The organism is Stenotrophomonas maltophilia group sp. Smal32, from assembly GCF_030237085.1.
GTDB lineage: Bacteria > Pseudomonadota > Gammaproteobacteria > Xanthomonadales > Xanthomonadaceae > Stenotrophomonas > Stenotrophomonas maltophilia_Q.
In genome coordinates, this window is the sequence record NZ_JASJSI010000041.1 from 9,633 (window position 1) to 27,016 (window position 17,384).

Annotated in this window: 8 protein-coding genes; 2 read left to right on the forward strand and 6 right to left on the reverse strand. The window is 67.5% G+C overall.

What is annotated here, in order from left to right; all coding sequences use genetic code 11:
- Positions 1-34: 34 nt before the first annotated feature.
- The 4 genes from QRO91_RS11820 to QRO91_RS11835 are packed head-to-tail and all read right to left on the reverse strand — an operon-like array spanning position 35 to position 5,668.
- On the reverse strand, positions 35-1,168 hold the full coding sequence (locus QRO91_RS11820) for a hybrid sensor histidine kinase/response regulator (RefSeq protein WP_285310403.1): 1,134 nt from the start codon (positions 1,166-1,168) through the stop codon (positions 35-37).
- On the reverse strand, positions 1,165-1,740 hold the full coding sequence (locus QRO91_RS11825) for a chemotaxis protein CheB (protein WP_049430952.1): 576 nt from the start codon (positions 1,738-1,740) through the stop codon (positions 1,165-1,167). Before QRO91_RS11825 ends, QRO91_RS11820 begins: the two co-directional genes overlap by 4 nt.
- Entirely contained in the window at positions 1,740-2,564 is an 825-nt protein-coding gene (locus QRO91_RS11830; RefSeq protein WP_049430956.1) for a protein-glutamate O-methyltransferase CheR, read from the reverse strand. Before QRO91_RS11830 ends, QRO91_RS11825 begins: the two co-directional genes overlap by 1 nt.
- Positions 2,561-5,668: a response regulator gene (locus tag QRO91_RS11835; protein WP_197650108.1), complete on the reverse strand. Its 3,108-nt coding sequence runs from the start codon at positions 5,666-5,668 to the stop codon at positions 2,561-2,563. Before QRO91_RS11835 ends, QRO91_RS11830 begins: the two co-directional genes overlap by 4 nt.
- Before the next feature lie 151 nt (positions 5,669-5,819).
- Here QRO91_RS11835 and QRO91_RS11840 point away from each other — a divergent pair, with 151 nt between their 5' ends.
- Both QRO91_RS11840 and QRO91_RS11845 read left to right on the forward strand, forming a co-directional pair.
- Positions 5,820-6,983 carry a nitrogen regulation protein NR(II) gene (locus QRO91_RS11840; protein ID WP_404830258.1) on the forward strand — a complete coding sequence of 388 codons (1,164 nt, stop codon included), beginning with the start codon at positions 5,820-5,822 and terminating at the stop codon, positions 6,981-6,983.
- Complete coding sequence (locus QRO91_RS11845) at positions 6,973-7,332, forward strand: response regulator (protein ID WP_049430967.1); 360 nt, start codon at positions 6,973-6,975, stop codon at positions 7,330-7,332. Before QRO91_RS11840 ends, QRO91_RS11845 begins: the two co-directional genes overlap by 11 nt.
- A gap of 66 nt (positions 7,333-7,398) precedes the next feature.
- Here the strand turns inward: QRO91_RS11845 and QRO91_RS11850 are convergent, their stop codons facing one another.
- Together QRO91_RS11850 and QRO91_RS11855 are read right to left on the reverse strand one after the other, a co-directional pair.
- On the reverse strand, positions 7,399-11,088 hold the full coding sequence (locus QRO91_RS11850; protein ID WP_285310404.1) for a hypothetical protein: 3,690 nt from the start codon (positions 11,086-11,088) through the stop codon (positions 7,399-7,401).
- Complete coding sequence (locus QRO91_RS11855) at positions 11,085-17,258, reverse strand: CshA/CshB family fibrillar adhesin-related protein (protein ID WP_285310405.1); 6,174 nt, start codon at positions 17,256-17,258, stop codon at positions 11,085-11,087. The genes QRO91_RS11850 and QRO91_RS11855 overlap by 4 nt, the downstream gene beginning before the upstream one ends.
- Positions 17,259-17,384 lie beyond the last annotated feature (126 nt).

Below are 17,384 nucleotides of genomic sequence, written 5' to 3' on the forward strand. Positions count from 1 at the left end.
CCGTCTCAGTCCGCCGGGCCGTTGCCTGAAGAGTTCAGGTTGCCGCCATGACCGCGCCGTCGCAACGCCGTGGCAGCACTGCCTCGAACACCACCTGCCCCGCTTCGTTGCGGGCCGCAATGCGCCCGCCGTGCGCGCGGACGAACTGATCGACGATGTACAGGCCAAGGCCCAGGCCCTTGCTCTGGTGGAAGCTGGCCTTGAAGGGCTCGAACAGTCGCGGCAACAGCGCATCATCGATCCGGCCGGCGTTACTGACCCGCAGCAGCACGCTGCGCGGGTCGCGCCCATCCACCTCCACCCTGGCCTCGCTGCCATGGGTCAGCGCATTGCCGACCAGGTTGGCGGCGACCTGGCCAAGGCGATCCAGATCGCCCTGCAGCCGCGTGTCTCCCTGCATGTCCAGGCGGATCCGGTCCATCCCATGCGCGCTGCCTGCTTCGGCCACTACCGCGCGCGTCACGTCGGCCAGATCGCAGGCACTTGCCTCCAGCCTCAGGCCACCGCTGCGGATCCGCGAGAAATCCAGCAGCTGCTCGACCATCCGCGCCATCCGCAGGGTGCTGGCTTCCAGGTGCTGAAGGGTCTGCTGCGCGCCTGCGTTGCCTTCCGGAAGCTCCAGCGCCAGCTTGTCGGTGCACAGCAGGATCGCCGACAGCGGCGTGCGCAGATCGTGGGTCAGCACCGCGGCCATCGTCTCGTTGAGCTTCAACGCGCGCTCCAGTGCCTCGTTGCGCGCCTTCAGCAACTGCCGCTGCTGGTACAGCTCGATGAAGACATTGACCTTGCTCAGGATCACCTGTGGCGCCACCGGCTTGTGCAGAAAATCCACGGCGCCGCTCTCGTAGCCCTTGAAGACGCGCAGCGGATCGTCAGGCGAGGCGGTCAGGAAGATGATCGGCACGTCGCGACTGCGATGCGAACCGCGCATCAGCTCGGCCAGGGTGAAGCCATCGATCTCGGGCATGTGCACGTCGAGCAGGGCCAGGGCCACTTCGTGCTCCAGCAACAACTCCAGTGCCTGCGCACCCGAGCCAGCCAGCAGCAGGTTGACCCCTTCGCGCTGCAGCAATGCCTGCATGGCTACCAGGTTCTGCGGCACGTCGTCGACGATCAGCAGGTTGACCCGGGTCTGCGAGTGCGCAGGGTCCGGTGGCAGCAGGTTCATGCAAACGACTCCTTCAGGCGGCGACACATCATTTCAAGAGGCAGCACGGCATCGGCACCGGCGTACTGCAGGGCGGACGCCGGCATCATCGACGCCTCGGCTTCCTCGGGACATTGCAGCCAGGCACGGCCACCGGCAGCACGCACCGCGGCGACACCTTCGCTGCCATCGCTGCTGGCGCCGGTCAGCAACAGTGCAAGCACCTGCGGGCCGAACACCGCGGCGGCGGATTCAAACAACGGGTCGATGGCCGGCCGCGAGAACAGCACCGGCGCATCCACCGACAACGCCAGCGAACCGGCGTCTTCCACCAGCAGGTGGTAGTCCGGTGGCGCGAACGTCACCGTACCGGGCTGCAGTGGCTGCTTGTCCTCGGCCTCGCGCACCGGCAACGCGCAGTACGGCGCCAGCACCTCGGCGATGCGGCTGGTGCGGTCACGCGGCAGGTGCAGCACGGCCAGCACCGGCGCCGGCAGCCCCGACGGCAACGCACCCAGCACGGCCTGCAGGGCCGCGACCCCACCCGCCGACGCACCGATCACCAGCAGCGCGGGACGCGCCGGCACCACCATCAGGCCACCTTCCGGTACAGGCGGTGCTCGCGCGAACAGACCTCGAAGGCATCGTGGTGACGCCCGAACTGCAGCGACTCCTTGCTGCCCAGGCCGAGGAAGCCACGATGCACCAGCGCCTCGCGGAACAGGCCGACGGCGCGGTCCTGCAGGTCGCGGTTGAAATAGATCAGCACGTTGCGGCACGACACCAGGTGCACTTCGGAGAACACGGTATCGGTGGCCAGGCTGTGATCGGCGAACACCACGTTGCGGCGCAGCTGGCGGTCGAACACCGCACCATCGTAGGCGGTGGCGTAGTAGTCGGACAGCGACGCCGTGCCACCGGCGGCCAGGTAGTTGCGGCTGAACTGGGCCATCCGGTCGATGCCATAGGCACCCGCCTCGGCGGTGGTCAGCGCGGCCGGATTGATGTCGGTGGCATAGACGATGCTGCGATCAAGCAGACCCTCTTCGTGCAGCAGGATCGCCAGCGACCACACTTCCTCACCGGTGCTGCAGCCGGCCACCCACAGCTTCACCGAGGGATAGGTGCGCAGTACCGGCACCACCTGCTCGCGCAGCTCACGGAAATACGCAGGGTCACGGAACATTTCCGAGACCTGCACCGTGAAGAACTGCATGGCCTGGGCGAACAGTTCCGGCTCGTGCAGCAGGCGGTGCTGCAGGTCAGACAGGCGCTCACATTCGTAACGCTGCATGGCCTGGCGCATGCGCCGGCGCAGCGACGATACCGCGTAGCTGCGGAAATCATAGTGGTAGCGCTGGTAAAGCGCCTCCAGCAGGACCTTCAGCTCCAGGTCGAACAGGGCCTGTTCGTTCATTGCCGCGAGCACCAGACCCGGCACAGCGAGACCAGCTTGTCGACGTCGATCGGCTTGGCGATGTAATCGTTGGCGCCCGCCTGCAGGCAGCGCTCGCGATCGTCGGGCATGGCCTTGGCGGTCAGCGCGATGATCGGCAGGTCCTGCAGGTGGCGCTGCGCACGGATCTCGCGCATCGCGGCAAGGCCATCCTTCTCCGGCATCATGATGTCCATCAGCACCAGGTCGACCTCGCGCTCGGCCAGCCGATCCACCGCTTCCTGGCCATTGCGCGCGATCTCCAGCGTGACGCCGAGCGGTTCGAGCACACTGGACAGTGCGAAGATGTTGCGCACGTCGTCCTCGGCCAGCAGCACCGTCCGACCGTCGAGCACGGTGTCGCGACGGCGGGCCTCGCGCAGCAGGCGCTGCTGGTCGCTGGGCAGGCTGGCCTCCACGCTGTGCAGGAACAGGGTCACCTCGTCCAGCAGGCGCTCGGGCGAACGTGCGCCCTTGATGATGATGCTCTTGGAATAGCGGCGCAGGCGCTGCTCTTCCTCGCGGCTGAGCGCGCGGCCGGTGTAGACGATCACCGGCGGGAAACCGACGTCATCGTTGCCGGCCATGTGTTCGAGCAGGTCGTAGCCGCTGCCATCGGGCAGCGACAGGTCCATCACCATGCAGTCGAACGTGACCGTGCTGAGCTGTTCCAGCGCACCGGCCAGGGTGCCCACCGCGACGATCTGCAGCTGGTCGCGACCCAGCAACAGTTCCAGGTTGTGGCGCAGCTCGCTGTCGTCCTCGACGATCAGCAGGCGCCGCACGTCGCGCTGGCTGGTCTGTTCCAGCTGCTCGATGGCCGTCACCAGCCGCTCGCGCGTGGTCGGCTTGATCGCAAAACCGATCGCGCCCAGCTCGCGCGCCACCTGGCTGCGGTCCGTCGCCGAGACCACATGCACCGGGATGTGCCGGGTATCAGGGTTGCGCTTCAGGCGCTCCAGCACGCTCAGGCCCGACACGTCCGGCAGGCCGATATCGAGCAGGATGCCGTTCGGACGCAGTTCGCTGGCCAGCGCCAGCGCCTCTTCCGCCGTGCCTGCCACCACGCAGTCGAAGTCCAGTTCATGGGCCAGGGCCACCAGTGCTTCGGCGAACGTGGCATCGTCCTCGACCGCCAGGATCAGGCGCCCGGCGCGCTGGCGGCGACCGCGGTCGTCGGCTACGCCGGCCATCGCAGCAACCGGCGCTGCCGCGGTCGCAGCGCGTACGGGCGCGGCCGGCAGCACGACCGGCGCCGTCGGCGGCGCTGCCACGGGGACCTCGGCAGCGTCGGCTGCGCTCGCCGCGGGCGCACCCTGCAACGGCAGCTCCAGGATGAAGCAGCTGCCGCGCCCGGGCTCACTGTCGACCTGGATGCCGCCGCCCATGCGCTCGGCCAGATCGCGCGAGATCGACAGGCCCAGGCCGGTACCGCCGTAGCGACGGCGGGTGCTGCCATCGGCCTGGCGGAACGCTTCGAAGATGACATCCAGCTGCTCGCGGGCAATGCCGATGCCGGTGTCACAGACCTCGAACCGGATGCGGCCGTTGCCGCCGGCACGCACGTGCAGGCTGACCTTGCCATGCTCGGTGAACTTCACCGCGTTGGCCAGCAGGTTCTTCAGGATCTGCTGCAGCCGCTGGCCGTCAACCACCATCTGGCTCGGTGCCAGGGCGTCGGCCTCGATCTGCAGGGCCAGGCCCTTCTGCCGCGCCATCGGCTCGAACGTCTCGCGCAGGCGCTGCAGCGCGCTCTCGACCACCACCACTTCATCGGACAGTTCGACATGGCCGGCCTCGATGCGCGACAGGTCGAGGATGTCGTTGATCAGCGCCAGCAGGTCGTTGTTGGACGACAGGATCGCGCGGGCGTACTTCACCTGCTCCTCGGTGAGCGTGCCGTCCTTGTTGTCGGCCAGCAGCTTGGCCAGGATCAGCGAGCTGTTCAGCGGCGTGCGCAGCTCGTGCGACATGTTGGCCAGGAATTCGGACTTGTAGCGCGACGTAGCCGCCAGCTCGTTGCTGTTGCGCACCAGCTGTGACTGTGCAACCAGCAGCGCCTGCTTCTGCGCTTCCAGCTCGTGGGTGCGCTCTTCCAGCTGCACGTTGCTCTGTTCCAGCTCGGCCTGCTGCTCTTCCAGATGGCTCTGCGACTGCTGCAGGCTGCGGCTCTGCTCTTCCAGCTCTTCGTTGGCCACCCGCAGCTCTTCCTGCTGCGCCTGCAGTTCCTCGCCCTGCCGCTGTGATTCTTCCAGCAGCACGACCAGCTGTGCGCGCAGCAGCGAAGCGCGCAGGGCCATGCCGATCGTCTCGGCGCAGCGCTCCAGCAGCTCACGATCCAGATCACGCTGTTCACCCGCCCGCGCGCGGCCCAGCTCGACGACACCGACCACCGCACCATCGCTGCTGATCGGCGCCAGGATGCGCTCGCGCACCGGCAGCCGGCCCAGGCTGGTCTGCAGTTCGAGCACGGCAGCGTCTTCGCCGCGCAGGTGGCGGATGCGTTCGTCCCGCGCAACCTGCCCGGCCAGTCCTTCGTGCAGGGCCAGGGAGGCCGGCGTCCCAGAGGGCAGCGCCACGCCACCGGTCAGCTGCAGCCGACCGCCGTCCAGCCGATAGACCGCACCGACCTCTGCGCCCAGCTGCCCGGCCAGGCTCACTGCTGCCGCTTCGGCGATCTGCTCCGGCCCGAGGTCACCGCGCAGGCTCATCGCCACGGCATTCTCAGCCTCCTGCAGCCAGAGCGCGCGCATCGCCTGGCGCCGGGCCTGGATCGCGCGCGAGACGATCAGTGCGATCATCAGGAAGGCGCAGCCACCCACGGTACGGTTGACAAGCGAGAACGACGAATTGTTGCTGGCTGGCGCAACGTTGAAGCCGATCACCAGCAGGACACAGGCGATCACCGCGACCACGAACGGCGCGCGTGCACTGCGCTGGAACACCGTCACGCCGACCGCGAGGAAGTAGGCCAGCCATACCGCGTAGCCGAGCGGGACGACCAGTTCCAACGCGATGGTCGCGGCCAGGAGCAAGGCGGACGTCATCCAGATCCAGCGGTCACGCGTAGTCGCACCAGGACGCATGCAGGTCGGTTCCAGAAGGCAAAGGGTGGAAGATGGTACTCCGTGTCGCATTCAGCCGCACAGGACAAATGGCACGTGTCAGGTGTGCACGCATCCTTCACACTTGAGTGCCTAGCTTCACGTCCCTCACAGGGGTAACACTTATTTACACGTGGACGCAGCCGCTTCTACGACGTCCGTGCTGACGGACCCTTCCCGACAACTGCGACTGCTGATCGACAGCGTGCGCGACCATGCGCTGTACCTGCTTGATCCTGAAGGCATCGTGTGCAGCTGGAACCCGGGCGCCGAACGTATCAAGGGCTATTCAGCCGATGAAGTGGTGGGAACGCACTTCAGCCGCTTCTACCTGGCCGCCGACCGCGAGGCCGGTGAACCCCAGCGCCTGCTTCGCGTCGCAGCGCAGCAGGGGCATGTCGCCAGTGAAGGCTGGCGCGTTCGCCGCGATGGCTCGTCGTTCCGCGCCAGCGTGGTCATCGAACCGGTCGTGGAAGCCGGCGAACTGCTCGGCTTCGTCAAGATCACCCGTGACATCACCGAGCAGTGGCAAGCGCAGCGGCTGCTGCGCGATGCCCAGCGTGCGCTGCGCAACACCCAGCAGTTCGAGACCGTTGGCCGTCTCAGCCGTGGCCTGTCGCATGAGTTCAACAACCTGCTGACCACCATCGGCAATGCGCTGGACCTGCTGTCGCTGCGTGTCAGCAGTGACGATGCGCGCGCAGCCGAGCTGCTGGATGCCGCGCAGGCAGCCACCGACCGCGGCGCGCTGCTGACCCGCCAGCTGCTGGCCTTCAGCACCGGCCAGACCCTGATCCGGGAATCGGTGGACATCAATGCGATGGTACGGCAGTGGCTGCCGGACCTGCAACGCGCCTGCCCGCCCACGGTGGTACTGGAAGCCCATCTCACCCCAGGCCTGCCGCAGGTGAGCACCGATGCGATGCAGCTCCAGACCGCCCTGGCGAACCTGGTGGCCAATGCCGTGGAGGCCACCGCCGATGGCGGCCGCATCCTGATCAGTACCGCGTTGGAACATCGCCTCGACCCGGATGCGGACACCACGCTGCAACGCGGCTATGTCACCCTCAGCGTCTGCGACGAGGGCCACGGCATGGCCGCCGACATCGCCGAGCAGGCCAGCGAGCCCTTCTTCACCACCAAGGACATCGGCAAGGGCAGCGGCCTGGGCCTGAGCCAGGTGTTCGGATTCACTACCCAGAGCGGCGGCTTCGTCGACGTGTCCACCACGCCCGGTGTCGGCACCACGGTCAGCCTGCTGCTACCCGCAACCGAGGAAGCAATCCATGACCGATGACCCGATCCGCGTTCTGATGGTGGAAGACCAGACTGATCTTCGCGAAATGATCGGCCTGGCCCTGCGCGATTTCGGCATCGAGGTGGCCACCACCGCCGACGGGCATGAAGCCGCAGCGTTGCTGAAGGGCGACGCGCGTTTCGACGTGGTGTTCAGTGACATCAGCATGCCCAACGGCATGTCCGGCATCGAGCTCAGCGAGCACGTCGCGCGTGAGCAGCCGCAGGCACGCATGATCCTGTCCTCCGGCTATGCGCGTTCGCAGCTGCCGCCCCTGCCTGAGCAGGTGGAGTTCCTGCCCAAGCCCTATCGCCTGCGCCAGCTGGTGCAGCTGCTCAGGCAGGAATGATCCGTCGCCGGGCATCGCCCGGCGTATCCGCTCATGTACAGCCGGGCCCATGCCCGGCTGCGCTCCTCAATAGCGCCCCACCAGGTTCAGGTACCACCCGCGATGGGTGTAATCGAACCTGGTCAGGTCATCGCTGAAGTCGGTGAAGTTGTAGCCCACACCCACGCGGAAGTTGCGGCCGATATCGCGATCGACACCGGCCAGCCAACCCTGCCTGCTGCCGCCGTCGCGGACATCCAGCAGCCGATACTCCAGCAGGCCGTGCCACTGGTAGTACAGGTCATAGCGCAGCTGTCCCGCAGCGAAGTTGGTGGCCGAGTCGAACCAGGGGCCGCTGCCGCGTCCATAACGCACCTCGCCTTCGCGCCGCGCCGCCTTGGCCGCCACCTCCCAGCGCTGGTCGATGCGGTACACGCCTTCCAGCGACAGGATCTGCGTGCGCTGATCGTAGTCCACGCCGTTCACCTGGCCCATCGTCGACAGGTCGTACAGGTAACTGTAGCGACCGAACAACGCCCAGCGGTCGTTGTCCCACGGCCGGTAGGCGAAGCCCAGGTTGCCTTCGATGAAGCGCGCACCCGCCACCGGATTGATCGCATCGTCGGTGTCGGCATAGTTGAAGCGCGCCGCGATGCGCCAGCTGTCGCTGAGGCGGTGGCTGAGGCGATTGGTGCTGACCCACTGCGTGCGCCGCTCGGCACCGGTATCGCGCCGCCATTCCAGCTTGCTCTGCCACTCGGTACCGGGCGCGGTGCGGCCGCCGGACAGGCTGACCGCCTTGCGATCCACCTGGCCACTGCTGGCGTCCAGCTTGCCGTTGCTCAGGGTGAAGCCCGCGTTCCAGCCCACCGCCGGATAGAAGTCCATGCCGAAGGTGTGCGCCAGGCCGGACTCCTGCCCGGATTTCAGGAACTGGCTTTCGTTGAACACGTTGACCTGGTCAGACAGGCGCCAGCGCTGGCCCAGAGTCCATCCATCCTGTGCGTTCGGGCTGAACAACGGGTCGTACTCGCTGCGGTCGGTGGACTGGGTGAATGCACCGTAGAAGCTGTGCTGCGGGGTCAGCCGGTACTCGGCGTTGACCTGCGCGGCGGTGCCACGGTCGCCGTCCGAGACTTCCGCACCAATGGTGGACAGGTTGGCGAAGGTCCAGGTGCCACCGGCCACCACCGCGTCGTTGTCGGCATAGCGGCCATGGTCATCGTCGACGGTCAGCTGGCCACCGCCGTACACATCCAGCGACGTACCGATGCGGTGTGTGTAGCGCGCCGCAGCCAGCACGCCAGCCACATTGCCGCCAAGGCCGCGGTCCTCCTGCACACGGCGCAGTTCGGCCGACAGTCGGTCGTTCTCGCCGATCCGCCATTCGGCGGTGGCCTGCGCCTGGATCAACGACGCATTGCCACGGCGGGCCTCGCTGTAGCGCGCATACAGGCTGAAGTCGTCGGTCACGTAGCCCAGCAGCTCGGCGCCCTGCTCGCGCACGCGCTGGCCGGTGTCGAAGCGGCCCACCGAATAGCCGCCGTCCACCTGGCGCCACCAGGCGCCGGCGCTCCAGTCGCGCTGGGTCCAGCCCAGTTCGCGCAGATTGACGCGTGCTTCAACGGCGGTCGCTTCACCTTCGCGCAGCCCCTCCGGGTTGAGGCGGCTGAAGCTCAGACCGCCGTTGTCCGAGAAGAACACCGGCGCACTGGTCGCCTCGCTGCGGCTGTGCTCGACCTTCAGGTAGGTGCCACGGCCGGCCTGCAGGGTCAGGTCCGCACCCTTCATCGAATAGTCCTGGCCGGAGCGCTGCTCGTCCACGTAGGTGGCGCCCACGGCAACGTGATCACCAAACCAGTGCTTGCCGCGTACGCCAGCGGTGATGTCATCGCTGTCGAAGCCGGTCGGCACCCATTCGTAGTCCACGATCAGGCGCTGCTCATAGCCGTCCAGCGGCACGTCGCGGCTGATCCGGCGCAGGTTCTCACGGCTGACCTGGGCCAGCGGCCGGGTCAGCAGGATGCGGCCCTGCAGGGCGTCGATCTCGTAGTCGGCACCGCGCACCATCGGCACGCGCTGCTCGACGCGGCCGCTGGTGCGGTCACGGATTTCCAGCACCACCTGGTCCGAACCACTGAGGATGCTTGCATGCCGCAGGTAGTACAGGCTGCCACCGGTGCCGATGAACTCGCTGTGGCCCGGCGCCGTTTCGGCCTGTGAACCGAACACGCGCAGCTCGCTGCGTGCATCCCCCCAGGCATTTGCTCCGCGCGAGCGCCACGACAGTGCCGCACCGTACAGCGAACGCACGTACTGCGCGTACTCGGTGCCGGTCAGGCCGGTGTTGTAGTTGCCCCACAACGCCTGGTTCTTGTCCCAGTCCATGCGCAGGTAGAAGCGGCCCATGCTGTCAACATCGCGCTGGGTCAGCGAGTCGTCGCCATAGGTCGGGTAGTACAGGTCCGGGTCCAGGCTGCGGAACAGGTCGCGCGGATCGGCCGTGGTGAAGCCGGTGAACAGCTCGTCCAGCGGACGGTTCTGGGTATCGGCCTGTGCGGTCAGCAGGTAGCGGCCACGGGTCTTGGCCTTCAGGTAGAAGGCCAGGCGGCCATCGCTGAGCACGTCATCATTGCGCTCGCCCCGGGCGAAGTCCTGCCCTGCCCCACTGGCCTTGTTCTGGTACACGGTGATGTCGGCCAGGCCGACGCCAAACAGATACTGGCCGCTGACATCGACTTCCAGCGTGCGCGCGATGGCCGGCGCATCCGGTCGCTCCACGCGCACGTCGAAGGCATGATGGCCGATCGGCATCAGGTACTCGGCGGCGAACTTGCGATCCTGGTCCAGCGGATAACTGTCGCCATTGATCTTCAGCGACGCGCCCAGTGGCAGGTCGCGGCCACGCAGGCGCACCCGCGATCCATACACCGGGATGTTCTGCTGGCGCAGGCCATTGCCATCGAACACCTGCTGCAGCAGTGACAACGACGCGGCCTGGTTGGCGTCCACCGAGGTACCGCGGCGGTCTTCCAGCGCGTCACGCAACTGCTGGTTGCCGCGCTCGAATTCCGCCGGCGTCACCAGCTGCATCGACTGCGCGGTGGTTTCATCGACATTGCCCTCGGCATCAAAGGCGCGCAGCACGTAGACCAGCCGGTCGCCGCGACGCAGCGGCGTCGAGGCCGGCAACGCGCCATCCCACACGCCCTGGGCAACGGCGGCCACCGGCAGTTCGAACGTCGCCAGTGCTGCCACACGATCCGTGTCGCTGCCGCGGTAAACGCTGACTTCCAGGCGCTGGATGAAGGCGGTGTAGTTGCCACGCACGTAGAACTCGACCGGCCGCACGATGCGGCCTTCGTCGAAGGCGACCATGCCCGGTGCAGAGACCGACAGTTCCGGCTGGCCCATCGCCGGGTCTTCGGTGGCCCAGATCGCGCCGCCTTCCGGCAAGCGGATCATGAACTCGCCACGCACGGTGGCCTTGCCCGGCTCATCGATCGCCACACTGACCCGGCGGTCCGGTTGCAGGGCCTGCGAGCTGGAACGCGTGGACGTTCCCTCGGTCACCGGTTCGTCATAGCTGCGCGAGCGCAGGCTGAACAACAGTTCGCCCTCGGCATTGCACTGGGTGCCGTCACAACGGATCGGCGCCGGCTCGGCGGCGGGCGGCTCGGCATGGGCGGCACCGGCCAGGCCAAGCAGCAGGGCCTGATACAGCGCAGCGCGCGGCAGGCGGGCCGCACGGCGGGCGGCAGAGTGATGCGCGCTCATGGGCGTGCCTCCTGTTGGCGGGCAGCCGCACGGGTGGCGGCGCTCTCCTCGTTGCGAACGCGCAGGCGCTGCTGCACGGCGGGGCTGAGCTGGCTGCGCAGCGCCTCGAACACGGCGTTGGCACGGCGCAGGCCCAGTGCCTGGTTGTAGGCATGGCTGCCGCGCACATCGGTGTGGCCGACCAGGCTGACCTGGCCACCGCCCAGCTGTTCCAGACGCGCGGCGATGGCGGCCAGCAGCGGCTTGAACTCGTCGCGTACGGTGGCCTTGTCGGTGTCGAACAGCACGTTGCCCAGCAGCGCGCCACCGGCATCCACACCGGCCAGCAGCGAGTGGGGATCGCGCACATCGGTGCGCAGCTGCACGGCCAGGCCGGCGCGTGCGCTTTCCGCAACCTCGGCCTGCAGTGCATCGCGTACCGCTGCGGCGCGGGCAAAGGCCAGTGCCTGGCTCTCGCCATTGGCAGCGATCACCACGTCGCCGCCCTGGTAGCGGTCGACCACCTCGGCCATCTTCTTCAGCACCGGGCGATAGTTGGCCTGCAGCTCGCTGCTGTCCGGTGCGAACAGCACCTCGCCCAACGCAATCTCCATGCGCTCGGCGGCGGCCTGCGGCGATGGCGACAAGCGCACGCCGAAGCTGAAGCGGGTCGGCACGCCCTGCGTCACCCGCCGCAGCAGCGGATTCTCGGTGGTCAGTTCAGCCCCGGCCGGCAGCGTGGCCGGGTCCAGCTTGATGATGAAGTTGCGGCCCAGGCGCGCGTCACCTCCGTGCACGTCAGCCAGGTGGTAGCGCCCGAACGGATCGGTCTCCACCAGCAGGCCTTCCACCGTGGCCAGACGCACACCGGGGATGCCCTGCTCCTGGATGCCTTCGTTGCCGATCACATAAGCCACTTCGTAACCCTCGGCGACACGGGCGATCTCGCGGCGCACGCTCGGCTCGGCTGCGGTGAGGCCTTTGCCGGCCTCACCGCTGCGTTCCACGCGCGTGGCGCCCTGCGCGTCCATCCGCAGGCGGTGGCCCTGCGCGCTTTCCAGCACGAAGTCATCGCTGAAGGACAGTTCGCGCAGGCGCTGGCGCAGCACCACCTGATGCGCCTCGGCGGTGTCGGACGTGGACGCGCGGCCATGCACCACGCCAATCTGCACTCCGTGCAGCAACGGTGCACTGGCATCGGCCAGCGGTTGCGGGCCATCGCCGCGATCCAGCGTGGTCGAGCCCGGCACGTAGGCCGCAGCAGCGAAGCCGCCCTGCACGCGAACGCCGCTCAGCTCGGCACTGTCCTGCCAGCCATCGCCGTCACGATCATCAAACACAGTGCCGAATACCAGGCTGTCTTCCAGCAGCGGATCGGCATCCATGGCCACCTCGGCGGTGGCGATGTTCGACAGCGGCGTGCCATCGTCGGCGGTGGCAACGGCCTGGTTCACGTGGTTGCCCGCGCGCACGCCGGCGCCCACACGCAACAGGTAGGTGATGGTCGCACTGCGACCCACGGCAATGTCCACCGCACCGATGCGCAGTGGAACCTGGCTGCTGGCCAGCGAGAACGCGCCGTCATCGTCGGCCACGCGCATCGAGCCGTCGACGTAGCTGAAGCCCGGCGGCGGTGTATCGACCACCACGCCGTTGCGCCAATGGCTGCCGCCCACGTTCTCGACCACCAGCTGGTAGCGCACCAGGTCGCCCACCTTCACCCGGCGCGGGCTGGCGGTCTTGGTGATGCGCAGGGCGAAGTCGGACACCACCTTGTGGCGCGTCTCGCAGGTCGTGCAGTCCGGCGGCGGCGAGCCATCCGGATACTGTCCGCGCAAGCGGTTCAGCACCTCGATGCGGGCCTCCTGGTTGACCACGGCCTGGTAGGCGAACTCGTGGCGACCGATAGCAGTACCCGTCGGCACCGTGCAGACGATGTCGGGCCCCTGCTGGACGCATCCGGCGGGCAGGCTTTCGATGCTCAAGCCGGCGTCCGGCGTATCCACCAGCTGCAGCGGCTGGCGCAGCGCCGCCCGCTCGACCGTGGCCACCAGCGTGTAGCGCAGGCGGTCGCCCGGTCGCACTTCGGTGCCACTGGCTGGGCCGGCCTGCTTCTCCAGCACCACGCGCGGTTCGGCCAGCGCGTGCTCGGTGCTGCAGTCACCGCTGCAGGTGGGCGTGTCACCGCCGGTGCCGAGTACGGCGTTGCGCACGCTGCCGCTGGCCTGGGCGTTGACCAGCGCGCGGTAGCCCAGCGCATAGGTCCCGGGCGCGGTACCGGCCGGCAGCGTACAGACCAGCGGATTGCTGGCGTTGCAGGTGAACGGTCCCGGTTGGGTGACCGACTGCAGGTCCAGGCCCGTGCCCAGGGTATCGGTCAGGGTCAGCGTATCGAGGGTCTGCGAGTTGGCGACCGTCACTTCCACGCTGTAGTCCACCGCATCGCCCACGCCCACCGGAGTGACGGTGGTCGACTGCTTGCGGTAGGTCACCACCGCCGACAGCACCGGCGTGGTGGTTCCGCAGTTGCTGGTGCAGGTGGTGACGCCGGTGCCACTACCGAGCACGGCATTGCTGACGCTGCCCTTGGCCCGGGCATTCACCCGAGCGGTGTAGTCCACCGTGTAGGTGCCCGGCACAGTACCGGCCGGCAGCGTGCACACCAACGGATTGGCGGCATTGCAGCTGAAGCCCTGGCTGGCAGTCACCGCACCGAAGTCCAGGCCGGGGCCCATCGTGTCGGTCAGGGTGAACACCGCCGTGGTGCGCGAGTTGCTGACCAATGCAGTCAATGTGTAGGCGATGCTGTCGCCCACCTTCACCGAACCTGCGGCGGCCGAGGTCTTGCGATAGTCGATCGCGCTGCCGGTCACCGGCGTGCTGGTGCCGCAGTTGGCGGTACACGACGGATTGTCGCCACCACCGCCGAGCACGGCGTTGGTGACCTGGCCGGTGGCCTGCGCATTCACCACGGCGGTGTAGGTCAGGCTGTAGCTGCCCGGAACGGTGCCAGCCGGCAGCGTGCACACCAGTGGATTGGCGGCATTGCAGGTGTAGCCCCCCGCAGTGGTCACCGCGCCGAAGTCCAGGCCGGTACCCAGCGTATCGGTCAGGGTCACCACATCGGTGGTGCGCGAGTTGGTCACCACCGTAGTCAGGGTGTAGGTCAGGCGATCGCCCGCCGAAACCGGACCGGTGCTGTTCACCGACTTGGCATAGCTCACCCCCGGTGTCGCCACCGGGGTGGTGGTATCGCAGTTCACGCTGCACGACGGATTGTCGGTGCCGCTACCAAGCACGGCATTGCGCACACTGCCGCTCGCCTGCGCATTGACGGTGGCGCCATAGGTAACACTGTAGGTACCCGGCACGGTGCCGGCCGGCAGCGTGCACACCAGCGGATTGGCGGCGTTGCAGGTAAAGATGCCTGCGCTGCTCACGCCAGCGAGATCGAGGCCATTGCCCAGCGTATCGGTCAGGGTGACCACGGCACTGGTGCGCGCGCGCGTCACGGTTGCAGTCAGGGTGTAGTCGATGCGGTCACCCACCCGTACCGGCCCACCGGTGGAGGCCTGCTTGGCATAGACCACCTGCGCTGCGGCCATCGGCGTGGTGGTATCGCACGCACCCACGCAGGACGGGTTGTCGGTGCCGCTGGGCACCACCGCGTTGCGCACCTGGCCACTGGCCTGAGCGTTGACCACGCCGGTGTACGAGAACGCATAGCTGCCCGGCACGGTCCCGGCCGGCAGCGTGCAGACCAGCGGGTTGCCTGGCGTGCAACTGAAGCTACCCGCGCTGGTGACGCTGCCAAAGTCCAGGCCGGTGCCCAGCGTATCGGTCAGCGTGGTCACCGCCGTGGTGCGCGCGTCGGCCACCAGCACCGTCACGGTATAGGCAACACTGTCGCCGATGGCAACCGGACCGGCGGTGCCGCTGGCCTTGGACACCGAGATGCGCGGCGCCGCCACTGGCGTGGTGGTGGTGCAGTTGCTGCTGCAGGTGGGCGTATCGGTACCGGTGCCGGCCACGGTGTTGACCACCTGGCCACTGGCCTGGGCATTCACGGTGGCCGTGTAGCTCAGGCTGTAGGTGCCCGGCACGGTGCCTGCCGGCAGCGTGCACACCAGCGGGTTGGCCGCATTGCAGGTGAATGCACCGGGGCTGCTGACGCTGGCGAAATCCAGGCCGGTGCCCAGGGTGTCGGTGAAGGTCAGCACATCGCGGGTGTTGCCGTCGGCCACGGTGACATCCACCGTATAGTTCACGGTCGCACCCACCGCGACCGGGCCGGCGGTGTTCGAACGCTTGGCGTAGCCCACCCGTGTCACCGGCACGGTCACATCGCTGCGCGTGCAGTGGTCAACGTCGGTGCAGCTGCTGCCGGGTGCCGGCGGATTGCCGTTGTTGAAGGGATCGTAGCCGCCGCCCACGCTGGCATGGTTGGTCAGCACACCGGTAGCAGCCGCAGTGACCGTCACCGGCAACGTGAACGCCGAGCTGGAGCCGGCGCTGCCGGCTGCAGCCAGCACCTGGCTGCTGGTGCAGGTGACGTCCTGGCCACTGGCCGTACAGCTCCAGCTGCCGCTCACATGGGCACCCGTCCAGTTCGGCACGATCCCGGCCGGCAGCTGGTCGCGCACGATGATCGCACCCACCGGCACATTCGGTGGATTACCGGTGGGCACATCACTGGTATTGCTCACCGTCAGCGTGTACTGGGTGCCGGCCTGCCCGTAGTTCCAGATGCCACCGGTGGCGTTGCTGCCCTTGACCACCTTCAGCGAGGGAGCGGTGATGGTGATGCGGTGGTCTTCCACCTCGCCGTCATCGGCCACGCCGGTCGGGTTCTGGATCTGCGCGGCGATGGTGGAGTAGCGCAGCCGCACGTAGCTCGTGCCGGCGCTGACCGCGCTGGGTACCGTCCAGCTCAGGTTCGCCTGGCCTCCGCTGCAGGCGGCGGTCGTGCTGCGTTCGTTGAGATCGAAGGTGCCATTACGGTTGAAGTCGATCCAGCCGGCAACGCTGCCATTGCCCGCGCAGGCTACTGACTGGGTGATCAGCGTACCGGCCTGCATCACCGTCAACCGGTAGCTGGTTGGCCAGGCATCTTCTTCACGGCTCCCCACCTGCGGGAAGTTGTCATCGCCCAGTGCGTCCGCGCTGTAGCTGCTCTTCTGTTCGGTATCCGGGCCCAGGCTGCCGAGGAAATCAGTCAACGGTGGTGCCAGGCCACCCGGCGTATAACCGGCGGTATTGATGTTGAAGTTGCTGGCGCCCTGCGGAATGCCATCGGAACGGAACTGCAGATCGTCCACCACGTGCATGGCATCGCCGTAGCTCTGCGGTGCGTCACCGAAGTCGGCATACGGCACCAGCAGGCCGATGGCGATGGCGGTGGTGCCGCCGCCGCGCATCGAGAAGCCCATGTTCACCGCCAGGTTGCCCGGCGCGTGTGCGGCATTGTCGAAACTGAGGAAGGTAACGGCCGCCGTGTTGTCGTCGTTGCCGGGACCGAAGCGGATCACCTGGTTGGCGCCGCTGGTCGACTTGTTCACCAGATAGGGCGTGGCATTGGCCAGGTTCTTGCGAACCTCCACCACGTTCCAGGTGCCCTGCGCGCTGGCTTCGACGAACTCGCCGCTGTTGTTGATCGATTCGGCATCGGCCATCACCACGCCGCGCAGGCGGTAGGGCGCGCCCCCCAGGGTCGACGTGCAGGTGATGCTGAAACTGGAGGTGCCGCCCGCACGTGCGATGCCGGCAATCAGCTGGTTGCTGGTGCCAGTGCCGCCGATGTTGTACAGATCGTCAAGACTGTCACCGCCGAAGTTGCCAGGCCGATAGCTGCGCAGCACACCGGTCTCGGCGGTGTTCAGGCGGCAGTCCACGCGCAGGTTCACTCCCGCCGCCACAGGCATATCGATGGACGACGTCGCGCCGTCGTTGAGCGCGACGTTGTTCACGCCATTGGCACCGCCGCCCCAGGTCAACCACAGCACGGTGTTGCGATACGGGCTGCTACCGCCGGTGGCATAGGCCGCAGCCCAGGCCAGCGAGGGTGCCAGCATTGCCAGCAACAGCAACAGGCCGGCTGCCATCCAGCGGCCGGGGTGCAGGTACTGCAGGTTTTTTCCGGGATGAACGCATCCACCGCCCGCGCGAATGCGCGACGTCGTCGACTGCCACATGTTGATTTCCCCGCTCAGCCCTCAGACGGGCCGAAGTTCAATGGGTGACCTGGGACGAAATCCCGGCACCGGCGACGCACGCAACTACGTGTTCTGCCGACTCCGTGGCACCTGCCTTCGTCCCTG

Bases quoted from the DNA above. Each gene is read 5' to 3' on its own strand.
- QRO91_RS11830 (WP_049430956.1), bottom strand. From the start codon at position 2,564: ATGAACGAACAGGCCCTGTTCGACCTGGAGCTGAAGGTCCTGCTGGAG.
- QRO91_RS11835 (WP_197650108.1), bottom strand. From the start codon at position 5,668: ATGCGTCCTGGTGCGACTACGCGTGACCGCTGGATCTGGATGACGTCC.
- QRO91_RS11855 (WP_285310405.1), bottom strand. From the start codon at position 17,258: ATGTGGCAGTCGACGACGTCGCGCATTCGCGCGGGCGGTGGATGCGTT.
- QRO91_RS11845 (WP_049430967.1), top strand. From the start codon at position 6,973: ATGACCGATGACCCGATCCGCGTTCTGATGGTGGAAGACCAGACTGAT.
- QRO91_RS11820 (WP_285310403.1), bottom strand. From the start codon at position 1,168: ATGAACCTGCTGCCACCGGACCCTGCGCACTCGCAGACCCGGGTCAAC.
- QRO91_RS11825 (WP_049430952.1), bottom strand. From the start codon at position 1,740: ATGGTGGTGCCGGCGCGTCCCGCGCTGCTGGTGATCGGTGCGTCGGCG.
- QRO91_RS11850 (WP_285310404.1), bottom strand. From the start codon at position 11,088: ATGAGCGCGCATCACTCTGCCGCCCGCCGTGCGGCCCGCCTGCCGCGC.